Source organism: Hanstruepera ponticola (genome assembly GCF_012931685.1).
In the GTDB taxonomy this organism is placed as follows: Bacteria; Bacteroidota; Bacteroidia; order Flavobacteriales; family Flavobacteriaceae; genus Hanstruepera; species Hanstruepera ponticola.
The window spans coordinates 564,164-585,733 of the sequence record NZ_JABANC010000001.1; the positions used below are offsets into that span (position 1 = coordinate 564,164).

The window sequence follows — 21,570 nt, forward strand, 5'->3', positions numbered from 1 at the left end:
AAGTCGCGATACTCGAACTGACGGTTTAAACATTTATATCAAAAATCTGTTACCAATTAAAACAATTTTAACTGTCCATCCTTATAACTTTCATGAAGCGATGTATTTAATTTTGGCAAAGCTTTATCTTTAAAGTATTTATGTCTAGCTAATTTTATCAAATCGTTAATCTGTTTTGCTATGTGTCCCTCACCTCGCATACGTTTACCATATCGCGAATCGTTAAGTGTGCCACCATGGCAATTTTCTATTTGATGCAATACTTTGTCTGCTCTATCAGGCAATGCTTTTTTAATCCATTCGGTGAAAATTTCGCCAATGGCACCATTCAATCGTACAATAGTATGCGCAATGGATAATGCTCCAGCTTCAGAAACTGCTTTAGCTAAAGGCAAAACTTCATGACTATTAATTGATGGTATTATAGGTGCCAACATAACGTTTACTGGAATACCATTTTCTGATAAGGTTTTCACCGTTTCTAGTCGTTTTTTTATAGTTGTTGTTCGTGGTTCTAAAATGCGCCTAGTATCTTCAGACAAGGAAGTAATGGATATATTAACTCCGACTAAATTATCTTTTGCTAGAGCTTTTAAAATATCTAAATCGCGAAGTATGAGTGCATTTTTAGTGATAATACCTACAGGATGTTTATACTTTAAAAATACTTTTAAACATTGCCTTGTGATTTGAAACTGCTTTTCAGCAGGTTGATAACAATCAGTATTCCCAGACATAACAATTGGGTAAGCATGCCATGATTTCTTTTTAAGTAAGGCTTCCAATAATTTTGGGGCCTCCTTTTTTACCAATATTCTACGTTCAAAATCTAATCCAGCACTATAGCCCCAATATTCGTGACTGTTTCTAGCATAACAATATACACAGCCATGTTCGCAACCTTGATACATATTCATGGAGTAGCCCATACCTACATCCGGACTGGTAACTTTATTGACTATGGTTTTTGGAAAAACAGGTAAATAAAGCGTTTTGTTTTTATCAGTTTCCTCTCCTTCTTTAGCACAATATTCCAGGAAGTCATCTCGCTGTTCGTGACTTAATTCAAAAAAACGGTTGGATATATTGTGCTGGGCACCACGCCCTTTTATAATAGACTTGGGATTCATAGTAGTAAAAAATTAAAGCGATTGTAAGAAACCTGACTCTTTAAAATTAACTAATATTTTAGTCTAAAAGTGTTAAAGGCTTTTTGGGTTATTAACAAACTTGACTTTATGAATTAAAAAGACGAACTTCGTTAACTCTTGATATAAAAGAACCTGTATTAAGCTTGTCGAAATGTTAAAACGAATTCATATCATTAAGTTAACGAAACCTAAATTTATTCCCCAGGAAAATCGGCCTTACGCTTTTCTAAAAATGCAGTAGTCCCTTCTCTAAAATCAGCCGTACCAAAGCAATTACCAAACTCTGAAATTTCAACGTCAAAACCATTAATACCATCTTGATAATTAGCATTAACCGCTTTTATGGCACCTTTAATAGCAACAGAAGAATTACGCATAATTTTGCCTGCAATTTTTTCGGCAAGAGGTATCAATTCTTCTTGTGAGGTTACATGATTGACTAATCCGTATTCCAAAGCCTGATTGGCTTCAATCATACCAGCAGTCATAACCATTTCCATAGCACGACCTTTACCTACCAATTGCGGCAAGCGCTGGGTGCCGCCATAACCTGGAATAACACCCAGTGATACTTCAGGTAAGCCCATTTTAGCATTCAAACTAGCCAACCTAAAATGGCAAGCCATCGCTAATTCTAGTCCGCCACCTAGTGCAAATCCGTTAACAGCCGCAATTACTGGCGTGCCTAAATTCTCAACAAAATCAAATAATAATTCTTGTCCTTTTGCCGCTAGTTTGCCACCATTTTCAACATCGAAATCGGCAAATTCAGAAATATCTGCTCCTGCAACGAAAGCTTTTTCACCACTTCCCGTTACTATAATAACTTTTGTTTCTTTGTACGAATCAGCAGCATAAAAAGCATCATGCAGTTCTTGTATGGTTGCTTTATTAAGTGCGTTAAGTTTACTTGGACGATTAATTGTTATGTATGTAATTCCGTTTTCAGTTTTTGATAAGATGTTTTCGTATGCCATTTTGGTGTGATGTTAAAGACTCTTCGACAAGCTCAGAGCGACAATAATTTATTATTCTTTTGGAAAAGAAACCTTAAAAACAGTTCCTAAACCTTCTTGAGATGTAAAGGTAATATTTCCATTATAAGTTTCCACAATATTTTTTACCATAGCTAAACCTAATCCCATTCCGCTTGATTTAGTGGTGAACTTAGGCTCAAAAACTTTAGATTTGTTTTCTTCTGAAATGCCTTTACCATTATCTGAAACAATAATATTAACTACTTTGTCGCTACTGGTTACCTCAACAATAATTTCAGGTGTTCTTGTACTATTTTCAGGTATAGCTTGAATACCATTTTTTACTAAATTGGTTACAACACGAATAAGTTGTGTGCGATCAAATTTAGCAACGATTTCATCTTCACTAGCTTTAAAAACAATGTAATCTTCATTAAAAATATCTAAAGCCAACTTGACAATTTTTACCACGTTTAAAGTTTCATTTTGTTGAGCTGGCATTTTAGCGAAATTTGAAAAAGCCGAAGCAATAGAGCTCATGGTATCTATTTGCTGGATAAGGGTTTTACTGAACTCATCTACTTTGTGATTGATTTCTGGGTCTTCAGGATTGAACTTACGTTGAAAACTTTGAACACTTAAGCGCATAGGCGTTAACGGATTTTTAATTTCGTGAGCTACCTGTTTTGCCATTTCTCGCCAAGCTTGCTCACGCTCGCTAGTTGCTAATTTTACCGCACTTTCTTCAAGCTCATCTATCATGCTATTGTATGATTGAACAAGTGTAGCAATCTCTTCACTGGTTTTATCTATATCAATCTTTTTATTCCGCTTTTCTAGTCGTGTTTCATTCATTTTATCACTAATGGTTTTTAGTGATTTTGTAATGTATTTAGACAAGAAATAAGCCAAGACAATAGCAATCAGTAGCATGATGATATAGGCGTAACCTAATCGTTCTAAAAATTCATTTAGTTCTTTATTGAGAAAATCATCATTTTCCAAATAGTGTAAATGAAGTATGGCTAAAGGTTTAAATTTTTGATCCGTTATTACTGAATAAGACGATAAATAGCCTTCTCCGTTTTCAATGGTGTTGTTTATATACCGTTTTTCTAATGTGTTTGATAAGGTGTTTAATATATCAGCATCTAAACACTTCGGAATGGAATCGGCTGCAAAACTGGCTTTGGACGATTTAAGTAAACTACCTTCTAGATCATAAAGATTGATTTCCATATTATGGATGGTAGCAATCTCATAAATTTCATCTTTAAAGATAAGTGGTACGTTCTCTTTGATTACTGGATAGGTTGTTTCCTTTATCGTGTACTCAACACTAGCTTTTATATTTTCTTCCTTACGATTTAAGCGGTCTTGATGGTAATCATGAGCTTCTTCGTTGTATTGATAAATGGTAACTCCAGCAATTAATATGGACGCCAATAGAACCAGGAGTATCATGGCTAGGAATATGCGAAGTCTTAAAGAAAGTTTAGCTAATTTCATTTATTATGTAAAGTCCACTAAATATAACAATAATCAAGCCAAATGGTTTAGGCATTAGGGTTTTTACTGCGAATGTTTTTATAGATTTTGAACCCTAGCATAATTAGCAAGCCCAAAACAAAAATTCCTATAACTCCAAAAATCCAGTTGAAAGCACTTTTTAAAATAACCAAAAATACAACTGCAAACAGAATAAAGGTGGCGCCTTCATTCCAAAGCCTCATGAAGTTAGATGTTTTGCGAACATCATCGCGCTGTAATTGTTTGTAAAACAGATGTGTTTTTAAATGGTAAATAATCAATAAAACCACAAATCCCAACTTAACATGCATCCAAGGCTGTTGTAACCACGACGGCATTAAAACCAATAACCAAATAGCAAATACGGTTGCCAAAATAGCCGATGGCCAAGTGATAATATTCCATAAACGCTTGGCCATAAGCTTTAATTGATTCCCTAAAATTTCTTTGTCAGGCGATGGTTTATGAAAGGCTTCTATTTGATATACAAATAGCCTAGGAATATAAAACAAGCCTGCAAACCATGTAATAACAAAAATGAGGTGTAAGGATTTAATATAATTGTAATACTCCATTAATCTTCAAGAAATAAATAGTTTAATTCTAAATTGTTAAACGCTTTATTAAACGCTTTTATTTCTTCTGAAACCAATACATTAAAAGCTTGTAATTGTTTGTCAATTTTTGCTGTTAATTCATTTTTTACAGCAATATCTTGATCTGTTGGTCCAAAATCCCCCATGCCAACCAAGGCATTTAAATGGCCCAATTTGTTAGTTAAACGAATTGGGAAATTCAATGGATCTTGACCACTTTGATTTTTGGTTTGATATAAAGCTTTTTCAATTTCTGAAAACTGTTCACGAAGTGTTTTTGACTTTTTAATTAAATCTGAAACACGCTCATCATCTTTGTATTGTGATTCAAAGGCTGATAATTGCTTATCAATTTTACGAATCTTTTTTATGGTTTTGTGCGCTTCATCCATAGTTTTGTTTATGTCTGTAATGAAATCAAATTGTGCTTTTATATCTTCTAACGAGCTTTCAGATCTGGGGTCTGCCAGAATTGTGAATGGTTGAGACATCTCAACTGCGCTCGATGTGACATTGTTTCTTACATTAAGACTCACTTTATATTCTCCAGGTACAGCTTGCGGACCACTCAAACTCGCCCACCATAAAATCATCCCATCTAATTTTTCGGCTCCATCATATGTCATATTCCAGTTAAACTGATTCATACCTTTTTTAACTTCTAACTTGTCTTCCTTTTTGTTTTTTGTACTGAAAGTTTTAATGGTATCACCTTTCTGGTCGAAATAGGTTAAACTCACCTCATCATCTTCCTTATAATCTTTCAAATTAAAATACGTCATAACACCCTTTGGATGATTGGTTCCGGCTGTTTTACTACCAGATCGTCCTGCGCCATCCATGCGATAGGTGTCTTTTGGTTTAAAAAGCATATCCTCATTTGTATTGGAATTATACAGTTGATGGAGAACCGTTAAATCATCAATAATCCAAAGACTTCTGCCTTGTGTGGCCACAATTAAATTATTATCCTTAATGGCTAAATCGGTTATAGGAACAACAGGTAAATTTAACTGAAACGGCTGCCAGTTTTTACCATCGTTAAACGAGATATACATGCCTGTTTCGGTTCCTGCATACAATAACCCTTTTTGCTTTGGGTCTTCACGTAAAACTCTTGTAAAATGTTCTGGATTTATACCATTAGTGATTTTTGTCCACGACTTTCCGTAGTCGGTAGTTTTGTATAGATATGGTTGAAAATCTCCAGTTTTATATTTAGTTCCTGCTACATAGCAAGTCCCTTCATCAAAAGCACTTGGCTCAATACTATTAATCATCATCCATTCAGGCATGCTTTTAGGAGTAATGTTTTCCCAAGTTTCGCCTCCATTTTTGGTAATATGAATAAGACCATCATCACTACCAACCCAGAGTAGGCCTTCTTTTAAAGGCGATTCTTGAGCTGCAAAAATGGTACAATAATATTCCACTCCTGTGTTGTCTTGAGTGATTGGTCCTCCAGACGATTTCATTTTTTCAGGATCACTTTTGGTTAAATCTGGGCTAATTATTTTCCAAGATTGGCCTTCGTTTTCCGTAACATGAACGTATTGAGAAAAGGTATATAATCTATCAGAATTATGTTTTGAAAAAATAATAGGGAAATTCCATTGAAAGCGATATTTCATGCCTTCAGCACCATAACCCATAGGATTATCTGGCCAAACGTTAATGGCTCTAACGGTTCCTTTTTTATGATTTACACGAGTTAGAAATCCGCCATAACTTCCACCATATACAATATCATTATCATCAGGATCAATGGCGATATGAGCCGATTCCCCTCCTGCTGTGCTTTCCCAATCGTCTTCGGTTATAGACCAGCCATCTGTTCGATGTGGAATTCTTACCGTAGAATTATCTTGTTGTGCCGCATAAATACGATAAGGAAAATGATTGTCTGTAGTAACACGATAAAACTGTGAGGTTGGCTGATTGTGATAGGTACTCCAAGTTTCGCCTCCATCATATGTTACTTGTGCACCACCATCATCACCAATTATCATGCGGTTTGGGTTTTCTGGAGCAATCCATAAATCATGATGATCGCCATGTGGTGCATTATAGGTGTCGAACGATTTTCCGCCATCGGTACTTTTATGATAACGTACATTTAAAACGTAAATCACATCTACATCTTTTGTATCGGCATAAACTCTGGTATAATACCAAGCACGTTGTCTTAATTTACGCTCACTATTCACTTGATTCCATGTTTCACCACCATCATCACTTCGGTATAATCCGCCTTTATCCTTGTTTTCAACCATAGCCCAAACACGCTGATTATTAACTGGAGATACAGTTACACCTATAATACCGAGTGTATCCGTTGGAAAACCTTTATTCAAAGAAATCTCTTTCCAAGTTTCACCTTTATCAGTACTTTTCCAAAGGGCAGAACCTTCGCCTCCAGAACTTAAACTATACGGTGTACGTTGTACGCGCCATGTTGAAGCATATAAAATTCTAGGGTTTGTAGGGTCCACCAATAGGTCAACTACTCCTGCATGCTCATTTACAAATAGTGTTTTTCGCCATGTTTTTCCACCATCTTCACTTTTATAAACACCACGTTCAGAAGTCGGTTTATAGATGTTTCCTAAAACAGCTGCATAAACCACATTATGGTTGGTTTGATCTATTGCGATTCGAGGAATATGTCTTGATTTTTCTAGTCCAGACTGTTCCCATGTTTTTCCAGCATCAACACTTTTCCATATACCGTATCCTGAAGATACGTTGCCACGAACTGTTTTTTCTCCTCCTCCAGCATACAACACATTTGGATCGCTTTTAGAAACTGAAATAGCGCCTATGCTTCCACCAAAAAAGCCATCTGATATGTTTTCCCATGTGCGACCACCATCTGTCGTTTTCCATATTCCACCACCTGTTGCCCCAAAATAAAACAAGTTGGGTTTATTGGGGACACCTGTTACAGCTGCACTTCTTCCACCACGAAAAGGACCGAGTAAACGATATTCTAAAGCATCGTATTTTGACTCTTCAAAAGTTTGTGCTGCAATATTAAAAGGTAATAACAATATGCATATAAGAAATAATAACTGTCGCATAATTTTTTTGGTTTTGGTTAATGATGACTAAAAATAAGGATTATTAAGAACTATTCTTTTTCAATTTTTAGATTTCGTTTTATTTCTCTATTTAAAAAGTAAGCTGTAACAATAGTTGCTAAAACATCAGCGATTGGGAATGACATCCACACACCCAATTCGCCATAAAATATTGGCAAAATGAAAATGAGTGGAATAAAGAAAAATCCTTGTCGTGTTAATGTGAGCAGAAGTGCAGGTGTTGCTTTACCAACTGCTTGAAAATAAGCCGCACCAATGAGTTGCAATGCAATAATTGGTGTAGCCGCAAATACCCAACGCATAGCACTTGGGGTTTCTGCAATTACATCTGTATTTGATGTAAATAATTTTGTAATCCCTTCAGGGAATATCATCAATAAAATAAAAACCAGTGTGGCTAAAGCTATTGCATACTTTATAGCTGTATTGATGCTTTCTCGAACGCGGCCGTATTGTTGCGCACCAAAATTATAGCCAGCAATAGGTAAAAACCCTTGTGTAATACCATAAACTGGAAATAATGCAAACATGAGCATACGCCCAACTATGGCATATGCTGTTACTGATGTTTCGCCACCTAACTCAAATAGAATATTATTCATAAATAGGTAGGTAATACTAACTACGGCTTGTCTGGCCAAGGTTACAAAACCAAGTGAGCCAATTTCTTTAATAATAGGAAGATTCAATCCAAAGTGATGCCATTTTATTTTTAACTCTGAATTTTCCGAAAGGAAGAACCATAAAATAAAGGCAAAGCATAACAAATACGATCCAGTAGTTGCCCAAGCTGCTCCAACCATTCCGTAGTCTAAAACATTTATAAATAAATAATCTAAAAGCAGGTTACCAACAGATGGAATCATCATTGCGTACATGGCGAACTTTGGTTTGCCTTCTGCTCTGATAACCGTATTACCCATCATGCATAAAGCTAGAAATGGTACACCATATAATACAATTGTATAATAAATTTTAGCTGGTTCAAAAATATTGCCTTTTCCTCCAAAAGCAGGTATGATATCATCCACATAATATAACCCAAAAGCTATCATCGTAACCGTTAACAAGAGTGTTAAGGTTAATTGATTGCCAAATGTTTTTAAGGCTTTGTTAGAATTATTAGCTCCTAATGCTCGCGATATAATTGAGGAACCTCCAATACCAATACTCATACCTAACGCAGCAATAAAAAAGGAAACTGGTAACACCACATTAATAGCCGCAATGGCAGTTGAACCGATCCAATTTCCGACGAATATGGTGTCAACTAAAATATTTAGCGACATCACCAATATTCCAATAGAAGCTGGTACGGCCTGTTTGATAAGTAATTTACCTATGGGCTGTGTTCCTAAATCAACTGATGTAGATTTTTTCATTCAGATAACACCGTTTCAGCAATAGCCCATTCGTTTATCCAATCAGCTATAACACGAACCCAAGCGTCATCATCATTTAAACATGGTACGGTTGTAAACTCATTCCCACCTATTTCATGAAATATTTCTTGTCCTTCCATGGCAATTTCTTCCAAAGTTTCCAGGCAATCACTAACAAAGGCTGGTGTTACAATTGCCATGTTTTTTATTCCGTCTTTTCCTAGTCGTTCAATTGTACGATCAGTATAAGGTTGTAACCATGGGTCAAAACCTAAACGCGATTGAAAACTTGTTGAATAGGTTCCATCCTCAAGATTTAATTTTTCAGCCACTAATCGGGTTACCTCGAAACATTGATGCCTATAACAAAAATCATGAGCACTTGATGGTGTTTTACAACAGCTTCCATCTATCTTGCAATGTGATTTGGTAATATCACTTTTTCGAATATGTCGCTCTGGAACACCATGATAGGAAAACAATAGGTGATCAAAATCTTTTCCTTCTAAATGACGTTTTATAGAATTTGAAAGCACCTCAATATATTCAGGTCTATTATAAAAAGCTGGTAAATCTGAAATTTTAATATCAGGAAAATGCTGCTTTCTTACCTCTTCGGCTAAAACCAAGATTGTTTCGGTTGTTGCCATAGCGAATTGTGGATATAATGGAATTAGAAAAACCTCATCAACGCCTTTATCTACCAATTCTTGCAAGCCATTCTTTATCGTCATACTGCCATAGCGCATAGCCAAAGCAACTGGAAAGTCAACTTTGTTCTGAACCTTATCTTTTAAACGTTCAGATAACACAATTAATGGCGACCCTTCCTCCCACCAAATTTTCTGATAAGCTGCTGCTGAAGCTTTGGGTCTTGTGTTTAAAATGATTCCTTTAACTAACAGATTTCTTGCCCAGAGTGGCACGTCAATAACGCGTTCATCCATTAAGAATTCGCCTAAATATCTTTTAACATCTTTAGGATTGGGACTATCTGGCGAACCTAGATTTACTAATAATATTCCTTTTTTCATATCAATTTTAAGTCTTGAATTTAACTCAAAGACATTACATATTTTTTTGGTGTTGTTCCGTATTTCTTTTTAAATGCCGCAATAAAATGGCTTGCTGTACTATAACCCACGCGTAACCCTACTTCATTAACATTATGCTCGCCTGATTCCAATAACTTTCTGGCTACTTCCATCTTGTAATCGAATAAAAAACTAAAAACCGAATCGCCATAAATTTCCTTAAACCCTTCTTTTAATTTTTTCAAGCTCAACTGAATTTCATCTGCCAGTTCTTGAAGAGTTGGTGGTTCAGCCATTCTAGAAATAATTATATCTTTTGCTTTACGGATTTTAATAACGTTGGTTTCATCGGCTAAAAACGGACATTGCTCAATATTGGCATCTTCACTTCTATTAAAATATAGGCTTAACAACTCGTAAGCTTTCCCTTTAAAATAAAGATTCTTGATAGACTGATTTAAATTATAATTCACCAATTGATTGAGAACGATTGCCATAGACGGTGTGATGTTTCCATCTTTGTAATATTTTTTATGGCGATTGTCTTCACTTAAAAACGTAATATAGTCTGCTTCTTGAGAAAAAAGCCGATGAAACTTTTTTATGGAAATTAAAATGGATACCAACCAAGAATTTGGGTTTACATCCATGTGTATTGGTAAATCACGCTCCGGATTATATAATAACAAGGATGTTTCCTCTTGAATATTTAGCGTATATGTTCCATTGTTGAACTGAAAAGCACTAGAGCCCTTGACACAAAAATGAAATTGAATATAACTGCTATCTATCTCACGTTCAACTGTTTTAACTTCATTTGAATTGTTTTGAAACGTTAAAACGATGAAGCCATCGTCTATAGAAGACTCTTCAAAAGTTCCTTTAGCGATACTTTTTAGTTGATTATTTTCTTGCATGTTAAATTGCTTATTTAGAATAATTCTAAACTATATTGTTTTAAAGCATTGTTATTACTGCAAAAATATGACATTTATCATATTAAGTTGTTAATAAAGTTTAAAAAACTACCAGCGACACTAAAAGTTCTTTCGGCGTTATTTTTATACATATATCCATTCTATTTTTGCGTAGTAATATCCAAATCAGGTAATGGAGCATTTCAATATTTCTAAAGGCAGTACATTTTACGCCATTGGTTTAAGTTATAAAAAAGCCGATGCAGAAGTTCGTGGTCATTTTAGTTTAGACAATAATGCTAAATCCAAATTGCTTGAACAAGCTAAAGATGAAGGGGTTGAAAGCCTAATTGTTACTTCAACGTGCAATAGAACTGAAATTTATGGGTTTGCACAGCATCCTTTTCAACTTATAAAATTACTTTGTGACAATACAATTGGTACAGTTGAAGAATTTCAGAAAGTAGCTTTCGTTTACAAGAACGGTGAAGCCATTTCGCATTTATTTCGTGTAGGTTCTGGGTTAGATAGTCAGATTCTGGGTGACTTCGAAATTATTGGTCAACTAAAACAATCGGCAATTGCGTCAAAAAAATTAGGCTTATTAAACGCCTTTCTTGAACGCCTTATTAATGCCGTCATTCAAGCGAGTAAACGTATTAAAACCGAAACAAATATTTCTACTGGAGCCACATCTGTGTCTTTTGCTTCTGTTCAATATATCTTAAACACCGTAAAAGATATTTCTACTAAAAATATTTTATTATTTGGGACAGGCAAAATAGGCAGAAATACCTGTGAAAATTTAATTAAACATACCAAGAATCCTCATATTACTCTTATAAATCGCACGAAAACCAAAGCAGAAGCCATTGCCGGAAAATTTAATTTAACGGTTAAAGACTATGCCAATTTACAAGAAGAAATAAATGCAAGCGATATTTTAATTGTTGCAACAGGAGCACAACATCCAACCGTTGATAAACAAATTATTCAAAATAATAAGGAGTTATTGATATTGGATTTATCAATACCAAAAAACGTAAATGAAAATGTAACCGATTTACAAGCCGTAAATCTTATTCATTTAGATTATCTGTCACAAATTACTGACGATACCTTAGAAAAACGCAAACAAGATATTCCGCTGGCAGAAAATATCATAAATGAAGTAGAGTCAGAATTTAATGCTTGGTTAGAAACGCGTAAATTTGCACCTACTATTAAAGCGTTAAAAAATAAGCTTCAAGATTTTAAAATTGCGGAACTCGAATCACAACGTAAAAAATTATCTGACTTTAACGAGGAACAAGCTGAAATTATTAGTAATAATATCATCCAAAAAATAACCAATCATTTTGCTCACCATTTAAAAGATGATGCTATTTCTACAAACGATAGTTTAGAGCTTATTAAAAAAGTGTTTCAATTAGAAGAAACTACCCATCATGTCTAAAACAATCCGAATAGGCACTCGCGATAGCGAGCTAGCCTTATACCAAGCCAATATTGTTAAAAGTTTACTAGAACAATTAGGACATAAAACAGAACTCGTTCCTGTAAAATCAACAGGAGATATTGTTTTGAACAAGCCACTTTACGAATTGGGCATTACAGGCATATTTACAAAAACACTGGATATTGCCATGCTAAATCATGATATTGATATTGCCGTGCATTCTCTAAAAGATGTGCCAACCGTTTTACCCAATGGTATTGTTCAAGCTGCGGTATTAAAACGTGGTAATGTTAGAGACACACTTGTTTTTAAAGATAATGAAGAATTTCTTGGTGCTAAAGATGCTGTTGTTGCAACAGGCAGTTTACGCAGACGTGCACAATGGCTTAATAGATATCCTACACATAAAGTTGAAAATTTAAGAGGTAATGTTAATTCTAGATTACAAAAATTAGAAGATAACGAACACTGGAATGCTGCAATTTTTGCTGCTGCTGGAATTGGTCGTATTGGGTTAAGACCAGAAAATGCTATTAACTTAAATTGGATGATTCCTGCGCCAGCTCAAGGTGCCATAATGATAACTGCGCTAGAAGAAGATGAAGAAACACGAGCAATTTGTGCAGAATTAAATCACGAAGAAACGGAGATTTGTACAAGTATTGAACGTAAGTTTTTAAATAAATTAGAAGGTGGTTGCACCGCTCCAATAGGTGCTTTAGCATTTATTAAAGATGAAGAAATAACTTTTGAAGGTGTGCTATTAAGTACTGATGGTAGTAAAAAAATTGAAGTTAAACGCACCGAAAAACTCGGACATCATCACGATTTGGCTAATTTCTGTGCCAACTATATTATTGAGCGTGGCGGAAAGCGATTAATGGATACCATTAAACGTTCTTCGGTTGGAACCAAAGTGTATTCTACCAAATCACTTACCGAAGATCAGTTACAATTATTTAATGAAAATATAGGTGTTGAAAGTTCTGATTTTGTGAAAATTAGCTTAAACAGAATCAAACCTTTAGTAGTTAGAAAGCCCATTCAAAACGTTATTATAACAAGCAAAAATGCTGTGGAAGCTTTATTACATAATTTTTCGGCAGTTGAATTACAATTTCAAAATATTTACTGTGTAGGCAGACGCACCAAAAGGCTTGTTGAAAAACGCATAGGACCTGTTAAACATGCAGAAAAAAATGCTCAAAAATTAGCTGAATATTTAGTTGAGTATATTGAAGGAACTGAAGTAACCTATTTCTGTAGCGACATCCGTTTGGATGCTTTACCTTCTATTTTAGAAGAAAACAATATTTCCGTAAACGAGATTGAGGCTTACCAAACTAAACTTGATGCGGTAAAAATTCCTGATTCTACTGAAGGTGTTATGTTTTACAGCCCATCTACTGTACAAAGCTACAGACAAGAAAACAATGCCGAATTAATAGCTTTTTGTATTGGTGAAACAACAGCAAAAGAAGCAAAAAAACACTTCAAAGATATTAGGATAGCAAAAGTTCCAACTGTTGAAAGTGTTATAGAATTAGTTAACGAACATTATATTTAAAAGATTCCTGCCTTCGCGGGATTGACTGAGAAAATGATAAAAAACGATTTATTTTTAAGAGCTTTAAAAGGAGAAACAGTAAATAGGCCTCCTGTTTGGATGATGCGTCAAGCTGGTCGTTATCTCCCAGAGTTTATGGAAATTAAAGCCAAATACGATTTCTTCACGCGCTGTCAAACACCAGAGTTGGCTAGTGAAATAACCGTTCAACCTATACGAAGATATGGTATGGATGCTGCTATTCTGTTTAGTGACATATTAGTCATTCCACAAGCTATGAATATTGAGGTTCAAATGAAACCTAATTTTGGTCCGTATTTACCCAATCCAGTTCGTACTCAAAAAGATGTCGATAATGTCATTGTTCCAGATGTTACTGTTGCATTAGATTATGTATATCAAGCCATAAAGGCTACAAAAGAAAAATTGAACAACGAAATTCCATTAATTGGATTTGCGGGTTCACCTTGGACTATTTTATGCTACTGCGTCCAAGGTCAAGGCAGTAAAAACTTCGATAAAGCCAAGGAGTTTTGCTTTACCAATCCAATTGCAGCACATCAATTACTTCAAAAAATAACGGATACAACTATAGCCTATTTAAAAGAAAAAGTTAAAGCTGGTTGTAATGCTGTACAAGTATTTGATTCTTGGGGAGGCATGTTATCACCTGTTGATTATCAAGAATTTTCTTGGCAGTATATTCAACAAATAATTAATGCTTTAAAAGATGATGCGCCTGTTATCGCTTTTGGAAAAGGGTGTTGGTTTGCTTTGAATGAAATGGCTAAATCTGGAGCTTCTGCATTGGGAGTTGATTGGACGTGTTCTGCTAGAAATGCACGCTATTTAACTGGAGGGAACATTACACTTCAAGGTAATTTTGATCCCACACGATTATTTTCTCCACCATCTGAAATCAAGAAAATGGTTACCCAAATGATTAATGATTTTGGAAAGGACAAATACATTGTAAACTTGGGTCATGGTATTCTACCTAATATTCCGTTAGACCATGCCAAAGCCTTTATTGATGCTGTAAAAGAATATAAGAGTTAAACTTTGAAAGATAAATTCTATCAATACATAAAAGACTTACAAGATACTATCACTTCTAAATTAGAAGAAGTTGATGGTAAAGCAAAATTTCAAGAAGACATTTGGAAACGCCCTGAAGGAGGTGGTGGACGGACTCGTGTTATTGAAAAGGGCAACGTGTTTGAAAAGGGTGGTGTTAATATCTCTGCTGTCCATGGCGAACTACCTGAAACCATGCGTAAGCATTTTGGTGTTACTGAAGCAAACTTTTTTGCCTGTGGTTTGAGTCTGGTTTTGCATCCAAAAAATCCATTTGTACCGACTGTTCATGCCAATTGGCGTTACTTTGAAATGTATGATAAAAATGGTGATGTCGTTGACCAATGGTTTGGAGGCGGACAAGACTTAACGCCTTATTATTTGTTTGAAGAAGATGCCAAGCACTTCCACCAAGTTTGTAAAATGGCTTGTGATAAGCATAATCCTGAATTCTACCCAAAATATAAAGCCAGATGTGATGAGTATTTTTACAATACTCACAGAAATGAGGCACGAGGTATAGGAGGTTTATTTTTTGATTACTGTAAAATCACAGATACTATGTCAATGGAAAAATGGTTTAACTTTGTAACAGAGGTTGGTGATAGTTTTTTAGAAGCTTATGTTCCTATAGTAGAAAAACGAAAGGATTTGCCATTCACTCAAATGCAGAGAGATTGGCAGGAAATTCGTCGTGGTCGCTATGTTGAATTTAATTTAGTCCACGACAAAGGCACCTTATTTGGTTTAAAAACCAACGGTCGCATTGAAAGTATTTTAATGAGCTTGCCTCCACACGTGCAATGGGTTTACGACCATAAACCAACATTGGGAAGTGAGGAAGAAAAACTTCTTGATGTTTTAAAACATCCTAAATCATGGGTCTAAAAAATAGTTTGCTCTGTTTACTGTTAGTTGCCATACCCTTATTGTGCTTTTCTCAAGAAACCGAAGAAGATATTATATACAAAGAAGAAACCGAATACAAGGTCTCTTATCCCAATAGAATTACAGCTCGGGCTTACTATGTAAACACATCTAATTCACTTCAACTTAACGATCGAAACTCCGATGCCTTTTTTAATCTTGAGCCCAATAAACAAAATCGCATTGGGGCCTCTGTATCGTTTCGAGGCATATCAGCCTCCTATTCTTTTGCACCTGATTTTTTGGCTGAAAACAAGGACAATACAGATTCAAAGCTTTTTAATCTTAACTTCAGAACATTTTTTGGAAAGCATTTTATGCAAACCTTTGACCTTTTTAACGAAAAAGGATTCTATTTAAGCGATGATAATTTTTCTGTCTATTTGCCAAAAACTAGAAACTTCAAAATAGGTGGTGCGACTTCATATATATGGAATGAGAATTTTTCATTTCGGGCAATAACTTCTCAAGACGAAAAGCAGCTTAAAAGTACCGGTAGTTTTATTCCAAGAATTATATATTACTACTCCAAATTCAATTTTAGAACGGATTTAGTAAACCCTCCTATTGATGAGGATTACAAGTCTTTCGACATTGCTTTTGCGCCTTCCTACTATTACAATCTTGTTCCAACAAAAAACATCTTACTTTCAGCAGGAGTATCGGCTGGAATCGGATTGAATTATTCAAAATATGATGGTGAAGATTCATTAACAACGCTATTGACCGAATTAAATTTTAGAGCTTCGGCAACCTATGATATCGATAACTTATATTTAGGTACTCATTACAGCTACCTTATATTAAACCACGATGCTGACAGATCAACCCGAGTAAATGATAATATTCCTTACTTTCAAATATTTATAGGGTATCGCTTTAAAGCACCTAAATCTCTGGTTGCGTTTGCAGATAACATGCAAAATAAATTGAATAACGAACTTGAAAAAATAAAAAAATAAACATGTACCCAATAAGAAGAAATAGACGTTTAAGAACTAATGAAGCAATTAGAAGTTTAGTTCGTGAAACCATAATTACACCAAATGATTTTTTAGTACCATTGTTTGTGGTTGAAGGTAAAGGCGTAAAAGAAGAAATCGCTTCTATGCCAAATTACTTTCGCTACAGTCTAGATTTATTGGAAAAAGAAGTACACGAACTCTGGAAAATGGGTCTGAAATCGGTGTTATTATTTGTGAAAGTTCCGGACAATCTAAAAGACAACCAAGGGAAAGAGGCCTTAAACCCAGATGGTCTTATGCAACGAGCTATAAAAACGGTCAAAAATGCATGTCCTGATATGCTGGTTATGACTGACGTCGCTTTGGATCCTTACTCGGTTTATGGTCATGACGGTATTATTGAAAACGGTATGATTGCTAATGATGTCACTGTTGATTTTTTAGCCGAAATGAGTGTGTCTCATGCTCAAGCTGGCGCGAATTTTGTGGCGCCTAGTGATATGATGGATGGTCGTATTTTGACCATTCGTGAAGCCTTGGAGGATGAGGGATTTACTGATACAGGAATTATGAGCTATTCAGCAAAATATGCATCTGCATTTTACGGGCCATTTCGTGATGCTTTAGATTCAGCACCTGTTGATATGGTTAATATTCCGAAGGATAAAAAAACCTATCAAATGGATCCAGCAAACCGATTTGAAGCCATTCGGGAAACCGAAATGGATATCGATGAAGGAGCAGATATCGTTATGGTTAAACCAGGTTTATGTTATTTAGACATTGTTCGTGAAATTAAAAACGAAGTTGATGTACCTGTGGCTGTTTATCAAGTGTCTGGCGAGTATGCTATGCTAAAGGCTGCAGCTGAAAAAGGTTGGTTAGACCATGATGCCGTAATGATGGAACAAGTAACAGCAATTAAACGCGCTGGGGCAGACATAATAGCTTCTTATTTTGCCAAGGATATTGTAAAATTGATTTCGTAAATTAGCCTCAAACTAATTACTATTTAATGGGTACATTAATTCTTTGGGCAACCGTTTCTATTTTCTTTTCTTTTTTATGTTCCATTCTTGAAGCCGTTTTGTTAAGTGTCACGCCAACATTTATCAATGTTAAAAAGCAAGAAGGTAAAGAGTACGCTGAAACTTTAGAGAACCTTAAGAAGGATGTAGATCAACCACTTATTGCAATACTCACACTTAATACTATTGCACATACTTTAGGAGCTATGATGGTTGGTATTGAAGCTGAAAAATTGCCTTATAAGGTTGAAATATTTGGAATAAATACTGTTGGAATTGTGTCAGCAATTATGACCTTACTTATATTAATTGCTTCTGAAATAATTCCAAAAACTATTGGAGCAACCTATTGGAAACAATTAGCCAATTTCACTTCAAAAGCGTTGACTGTTTTAATATTTCCATTAAAATGGACAGGTATTTTATGGTTGTTACGTCTGACTACAAAACTTATTGGCGGTAGTGCTCACGGTAGTGTGTTAAGTCGTGAAGGCTTTATGGTTATGACTGATATGGCTCATGAAGAGGGTGTTTTTCAAGAGAGTGAAAGCAAGGTTATAAAAAACCTTTTGACATTTAAAGATGTTCAGGCAAAAGATGTCATGACGCCTAGAACAGTTATGAAAACGGAAAATGAAAATATAACTGTTGAAGAATTTTTTAATAAAAATCTGAATCTCCGTTTTTCTAGAATACCTATTTATGTGGATACGGAAGATAATATAAAAGGTTTGGTTTTAAAGGATGATGTTTTTAAGGAAATGGCACTCGACAATAACAAAAAAAAGTTGTCAGAATTAAAGCGAAACATCATTATTGTTAGTCGCGATTTATCCATTCCTATTCTATTTGAAAAACTTGTTGAAAGCCGTAATCACATGGCATTAGTTGTAGATGAATATGGTTCAGTAAGTGGTTTGGTCACTATGGAAGATGTTATTGAAACCTTACTCGGACTTGAAATTATGGACGAAAGTGATAACGTTTCTGACCTACAATTACAAGCAAGAAAAAACTGGGAAGCTCGTGCTAAAAAACTGGGTATTCTAAATAACCCTGAAACTGAAGAGTAATGGAATCCTGTATGATTAACACACCTTTAGGTTTTACAAAAATTGTTGGTGATGAAAATGGTATTGAATCAGTGACTGTTTTAAATTCAAATGAAACACTTTCTGATATTATTCCAGATGTCCTTGAAGATTGTGTATATCAACTTAACGAGTATTTTAAGGGTGAACGAAATAAATTCGATTTAAATTTAAATCCGCAAGGGACAGAATTTCAAAAAAGGGTTTGGGATGAATTGTTGGAAATTCCTTTTGGCAAAACCCTATCCTATCTTGACCTTTCTAAAAAACTAGGCGATGTAAAGGCCATAAGAGCTGTTGCCAATGCCAATGGTAAAAATCCGTTATGGATTATTGTGCCTTGCCATCGCGTAATAGGTAGTGATGGAAGCTTAACTGGATATGCAGGTGGATTGCACAGAAAGCAATGGCTTTTAGAACATGAAAGCCCTTATAAACAGCAAAGCTTGTTTTAAAGCTTAAGAATCATATCAAAGTCTGCTGCTTTTTCAATAACAGTTTTAATTTTTTCTTCAGTTATGGAATTTTTTTGGGCATTCGCATCATTAACAGGGACACCAACAAACTCAAAAAATCCTCGGAATCCTTTTGGGCTGTGAACATTAATCCATTTACACGCTGAATCACTATTATTTGTGAATGTATGAATCGTTTTTGGAGGTAAATCAACCAATTCACCAGTCTTAACTGTTTTAATCTGACCATTTATCATAAACTCCATCTCACCTTCAGTAATTAAGAAGGTTTCAGAAAATTCATTATGCAAATGAGGTGGTGGTCCCTGCGTATGAGGTGGTGTCTCTCCTATTGCAAAATCATAATCGCCAGTAGTCATATAGTTAGTAACCTTATGTCCTAGCACCCAAAAAGTTTCAGTCGCTTTCATTTCATGAGATTTTTGTCTCACAAATGTATTTTCTTTTTTTGAGTTTACAAAATTTTATGAGATATTTGTCTCATGAAAAACATGTCACTAACAACGGGACGTCAATCTCAAAAGAGAAAAACACGACAAAAACTCCTGGAAACGGCTCAAGGACTTCTATCAAAAGGGTTGTCGTTTACCCTCGAAGATGTTGCTCAACATTCCAACACGTCGAGAGCTACCGTTTATAGATATTTTTCAAATATTGACATTCTGTGTTCAGAAGCTGGAATAGATATTCACACAAAAGCTCCAGAAACACTCGTTCACGAAAGCAAGCATTTATCGGTTATAGATCAAATATTATTTATACAAGATTATTATAATCAACTAGCCATAGATAATGAACCCGCTTTTAGAAAATATTTAAGTGTTTACTTGAAAGAAGATTTTTCAGCATCAGAAAAATCCCTTCGAGGTGCCAGAAGAACAGCCGCATTAGAGTTGGCATTAGAACCTTATAAAAATCAACTTGGTGAGGACTTTCAAAATATCATTACTTCAGCAACTGTTCTAATGGGAATAGAGCCCATGATTACTGCTAAAGATGTTTGTAAACTAAAAAGTAAACCAGCCAAACAATCTCTAGCTTGGGCTTTAAAATCGTTACTAGAAAATTTTGACCTTAAAAATTTAAAATAAATTCATTTTAGTATATTTAATCTACTAAAACTACCAAATGAAATTTTTAAAAAACCTCCTTAAATGGGTTGTTATCGTTTTCGGTCTGCTCATTATTACACTCTACTTAACCGATACTGATTATCTGTTAAAAGCTGTTAGAACAATTTATCTTAAAGGTTACACAACAGCCTATCTTGAAGATTACAAGCATTTTGATAATGCTGTTGTTGAAAATGACATGCCACAGCCCTGGCCAAATCACAAAGATTATAATTCAGTTGAAGCAACTGAAACCTTGAAAAACATAAATGCCCAAAATGGCACCATTGCCTATGTAATTATCAAGAATGATAGTATTTGGTTTGAAAACTATTATGACGGATTTGATGAAAATTCAAAATCCAATTCTTTCTCTATGGCAAAAAGTTATGTGTCGGCCATGCTAGGAAAAGCTATTATGGATGGCTACATAAAAAATCTAGACCAACCGGTTTGCGATTTTATTCCAGAATTTTGTGAAGGAAAAGATGACAAAGCCGCAAAGCTTACAGTTGGTGATTTATCGTCCATGGCTTCAGGAACTAATTGGGATGAACGATATTATTCGCCATTTTCAATCACTACACGTGCTTATTTTGATGATGATTTAGATAAAGTAATGTTAGGGTTAGATGTAGTTCGTGAACCTGGAACGAGTTATAAATATGCCAGTGGTGACACACAAATGTTGGCAATGGTATTGGAACGCGCAACAGGTAAAAAGCTTTATGATTATTTAACCGAAAGTTTCTGGAAGCCCTTAAATTCAGAAAATGCCACACTTTGGCAAGTAGATAGTGAAGATCACGATATGGTAAAAGCATACTGCTGTATTGCTAGTAATGCTAAAGATTTTGCAAGAATGGGTAAACTCTATAAGGATTATGGTAAGTGGAATGGTCAGCAACTTTTAGATTCTTCATTTATCGCAAAATCCATCAAGCCTCGATTTACCGAAAGCCCAGAATATGGTTATGGTTGGTGGCTGAAGAAAATGGATGGCAAATCGTTTTTTATGATGCGTGGTCATTTAGGGCAATATGTTATTGTAGAGCCAAATGAAAACGTCATAATTGTAAGACTAGGTCATGCCAAAGGACCTGGTGATGCCATTGCTACTTTTACACCAGATATTACAACCTATATTGAAGAAGCATATCATATGCTTGAAAAATAATTA

19 protein-coding genes are annotated in these 21,570 nt (G+C 35.0%); 10 read left to right on the forward strand and 9 right to left on the reverse strand.

Features of this window, described 5'->3' with window-relative positions:
• Positions 1–56 precede the first annotated feature (56 nt).
• The 8 genes from HGK31_RS02495 to HGK31_RS02530 all read right to left on the reverse strand — a co-directional run bounded on the left by HGK31_RS02495 (position 57) and on the right by HGK31_RS02530 (position 10,688).
• Complete coding sequence (locus HGK31_RS02495; RefSeq protein ID WP_191858338.1) at positions 57–1,130, reverse strand: PA0069 family radical SAM protein; 1,074 nt, start codon at positions 1,128–1,130, stop codon at positions 57–59.
• Positions 1,131–1,345: 215 nt separating this feature from the next.
• Positions 1,346–2,128, reverse strand: a complete 783-nt coding sequence (locus HGK31_RS02500) for an enoyl-CoA hydratase/isomerase family protein (RefSeq protein ID WP_191858339.1) — start codon at positions 2,126–2,128, stop codon at positions 1,346–1,348.
• A 51-nt stretch (positions 2,129–2,179) separates the two neighbouring features.
• Positions 2,180–3,637 carry a sensor histidine kinase gene (locus HGK31_RS02505; RefSeq protein ID WP_191858340.1) on the reverse strand — a complete coding sequence of 486 codons (1,458 nt, stop codon included), beginning with the start codon at positions 3,635–3,637 and terminating at the stop codon, positions 2,180–2,182.
• A 47-nt stretch (positions 3,638–3,684) separates the two neighbouring features.
• The gene (locus tag HGK31_RS02510; protein WP_191858341.1) at positions 3,685–4,233 is read right to left on the reverse strand and encodes a CopD family protein; all 549 of its coding nucleotides are present in this window, start codon (positions 4,231–4,233) and stop codon (positions 3,685–3,687) included.
• On the reverse strand, positions 4,233–7,334 hold the full coding sequence (locus HGK31_RS02515) for a WD40/YVTN/BNR-like repeat-containing protein (protein ID WP_191858342.1): 3,102 nt from the start codon (positions 7,332–7,334) through the stop codon (positions 4,233–4,235). The genes HGK31_RS02510 and HGK31_RS02515 overlap by 1 nt, the downstream gene beginning before the upstream one ends.
• 50 nt (positions 7,335–7,384) lie before the next feature.
• Positions 7,385–8,737 carry an MATE family efflux transporter gene (locus HGK31_RS02520; protein WP_191858343.1) on the reverse strand — a complete coding sequence of 451 codons (1,353 nt, stop codon included), beginning with the start codon at positions 8,735–8,737 and terminating at the stop codon, positions 7,385–7,387.
• Complete coding sequence (gene hemH, locus HGK31_RS02525; RefSeq protein WP_191858344.1) at positions 8,734–9,771, reverse strand: ferrochelatase; 1,038 nt, start codon at positions 9,769–9,771, stop codon at positions 8,734–8,736. Before hemH ends, HGK31_RS02520 begins: the two co-directional genes overlap by 4 nt.
• A 20-nt stretch (positions 9,772–9,791) precedes the next feature.
• Complete coding sequence (locus HGK31_RS02530; protein WP_191858345.1) at positions 9,792–10,688, reverse strand: AraC family transcriptional regulator; 897 nt, start codon at positions 10,686–10,688, stop codon at positions 9,792–9,794.
• Positions 10,689–10,881: 193 nt separating this feature from the next.
• Here HGK31_RS02530 and hemA point away from each other — a divergent pair, with 193 nt between their 5' ends.
• The 8 genes from hemA to HGK31_RS02570 are packed head-to-tail and all read left to right on the forward strand — an operon-like array spanning position 10,882 to position 19,257.
• A complete protein-coding gene (gene hemA, locus HGK31_RS02535) occupies positions 10,882–12,144 on the forward strand; it encodes a glutamyl-tRNA reductase (RefSeq protein ID WP_191858346.1) in 1,263 nt (420 codons plus the stop codon).
• A complete protein-coding gene (gene hemC, locus HGK31_RS02540; protein ID WP_191858347.1) occupies positions 12,137–13,714 on the forward strand; it encodes a hydroxymethylbilane synthase in 1,578 nt (525 codons plus the stop codon). The genes hemA and hemC overlap by 8 nt, the downstream gene beginning before the upstream one ends.
• A gap of 33 nt (positions 13,715–13,747) precedes the next feature.
• Positions 13,748–14,773, forward strand: a complete 1,026-nt coding sequence (gene hemE / locus HGK31_RS02545; protein ID WP_191858348.1) for a uroporphyrinogen decarboxylase — start codon at positions 13,748–13,750, stop codon at positions 14,771–14,773.
• Between the two features lie 3 nt (positions 14,774–14,776).
• The gene (gene hemF, locus HGK31_RS02550; protein ID WP_191858349.1) at positions 14,777–15,679 is read left to right on the forward strand and encodes an oxygen-dependent coproporphyrinogen oxidase; all 903 of its coding nucleotides are present in this window, start codon (positions 14,777–14,779) and stop codon (positions 15,677–15,679) included.
• Positions 15,670–16,680: a DUF4421 domain-containing protein gene (locus HGK31_RS02555; protein ID WP_191858350.1), complete on the forward strand. Its 1,011-nt coding sequence runs from the start codon at positions 15,670–15,672 to the stop codon at positions 16,678–16,680. The genes hemF and HGK31_RS02555 overlap by 10 nt, the downstream gene beginning before the upstream one ends.
• A gap of 2 nt (positions 16,681–16,682) precedes the next feature.
• Positions 16,683–17,672, forward strand: coding sequence for a porphobilinogen synthase (gene hemB, locus HGK31_RS02560; RefSeq protein WP_191858351.1), 990 nt, complete (start codon positions 16,683–16,685; stop codon positions 17,670–17,672).
• A gap of 26 nt (positions 17,673–17,698) precedes the next feature.
• Positions 17,699–18,784 (forward strand): CNNM domain-containing protein, encoded by a 1,086-nt coding sequence (locus HGK31_RS02565; protein ID WP_191858352.1) that lies wholly within the window; start codon positions 17,699–17,701, stop codon positions 18,782–18,784.
• On the forward strand, positions 18,784–19,257 hold the full coding sequence (locus HGK31_RS02570; protein ID WP_191858353.1) for a methylated-DNA--[protein]-cysteine S-methyltransferase: 474 nt from the start codon (positions 18,784–18,786) through the stop codon (positions 19,255–19,257). Before HGK31_RS02565 ends, HGK31_RS02570 begins: the two co-directional genes overlap by 1 nt.
• On the opposite strand, the gene HGK31_RS02575 is transcribed toward HGK31_RS02570, so the two are convergent.
• Entirely contained in the window at positions 19,254–19,688 is a 435-nt protein-coding gene (locus tag HGK31_RS02575) for a cupin domain-containing protein (protein ID WP_191858354.1), read from the reverse strand. The two genes, HGK31_RS02570 and HGK31_RS02575, sit on opposite strands and share 4 nt — an antisense overlap.
• An 81-nt stretch (positions 19,689–19,769) precedes the next feature.
• Between HGK31_RS02575 and HGK31_RS02580 the strand changes: the two genes are divergently transcribed.
• Positions 19,770–20,369 (forward strand): TetR/AcrR family transcriptional regulator, encoded by a 600-nt coding sequence (locus tag HGK31_RS02580; protein ID WP_191858355.1) that lies wholly within the window; start codon positions 19,770–19,772, stop codon positions 20,367–20,369.
• A 37-nt stretch (positions 20,370–20,406) separates the two neighbouring features.
• Positions 20,407–21,567, forward strand: coding sequence for a serine hydrolase domain-containing protein (locus HGK31_RS02585; protein WP_191858356.1), 1,161 nt, complete (start codon positions 20,407–20,409; stop codon positions 21,565–21,567).
• Positions 21,568–21,570 lie beyond the last annotated feature (3 nt).

Bases quoted from the DNA above. Each gene is read 5' to 3' on its own strand.
- HGK31_RS02495 (WP_191858338.1), bottom strand. From the start codon at position 1,130: ATGAATCCCAAGTCTATTATAAAAGGGCGTGGTGCCCAGCACAATATA.
- HGK31_RS02500 (WP_191858339.1), bottom strand. From the start codon at position 2,128: ATGGCATACGAAAACATCTTATCAAAAACTGAAAACGGAATTACATAC.
- HGK31_RS02505 (WP_191858340.1), bottom strand. From the start codon at position 3,637: ATGAAATTAGCTAAACTTTCTTTAAGACTTCGCATATTCCTAGCCATG.
- HGK31_RS02510 (WP_191858341.1), bottom strand. From the start codon at position 4,233: ATGGAGTATTACAATTATATTAAATCCTTACACCTCATTTTTGTTATT.
- HGK31_RS02515 (WP_191858342.1), bottom strand. From the start codon at position 7,334: ATGCGACAGTTATTATTTCTTATATGCATATTGTTATTACCTTTTAAT.
- HGK31_RS02520 (WP_191858343.1), bottom strand. From the start codon at position 8,737: ATGAAAAAATCTACATCAGTTGATTTAGGAACACAGCCCATAGGTAAA.
- hemH (WP_191858344.1), bottom strand. From the start codon at position 9,771: ATGAAAAAAGGAATATTATTAGTAAATCTAGGTTCGCCAGATAGTCCC.
- HGK31_RS02530 (WP_191858345.1), bottom strand. From the start codon at position 10,688: ATGCAAGAAAATAATCAACTAAAAAGTATCGCTAAAGGAACTTTTGAA.
- hemA (WP_191858346.1), top strand. From the start codon at position 10,882: ATGGAGCATTTCAATATTTCTAAAGGCAGTACATTTTACGCCATTGGT.
- hemC (WP_191858347.1), top strand. From the start codon at position 12,137: ATGTCTAAAACAATCCGAATAGGCACTCGCGATAGCGAGCTAGCCTTA.
- hemE (WP_191858348.1), top strand. From the start codon at position 13,748: ATGATAAAAAACGATTTATTTTTAAGAGCTTTAAAAGGAGAAACAGTA.
- HGK31_RS02555 (WP_191858350.1), top strand. From the start codon at position 15,670: ATGGGTCTAAAAAATAGTTTGCTCTGTTTACTGTTAGTTGCCATACCC.
- hemB (WP_191858351.1), top strand. From the start codon at position 16,683: ATGTACCCAATAAGAAGAAATAGACGTTTAAGAACTAATGAAGCAATT.
- HGK31_RS02565 (WP_191858352.1), top strand. From the start codon at position 17,699: ATGGGTACATTAATTCTTTGGGCAACCGTTTCTATTTTCTTTTCTTTT.
- HGK31_RS02570 (WP_191858353.1), top strand. From the start codon at position 18,784: ATGGAATCCTGTATGATTAACACACCTTTAGGTTTTACAAAAATTGTT.
- HGK31_RS02575 (WP_191858354.1), bottom strand. From the start codon at position 19,688: ATGAAAGCGACTGAAACTTTTTGGGTGCTAGGACATAAGGTTACTAAC.
- HGK31_RS02580 (WP_191858355.1), top strand. From the start codon at position 19,770: ATGTCACTAACAACGGGACGTCAATCTCAAAAGAGAAAAACACGACAA.
- HGK31_RS02585 (WP_191858356.1), top strand. From the start codon at position 20,407: ATGAAATTTTTAAAAAACCTCCTTAAATGGGTTGTTATCGTTTTCGGT.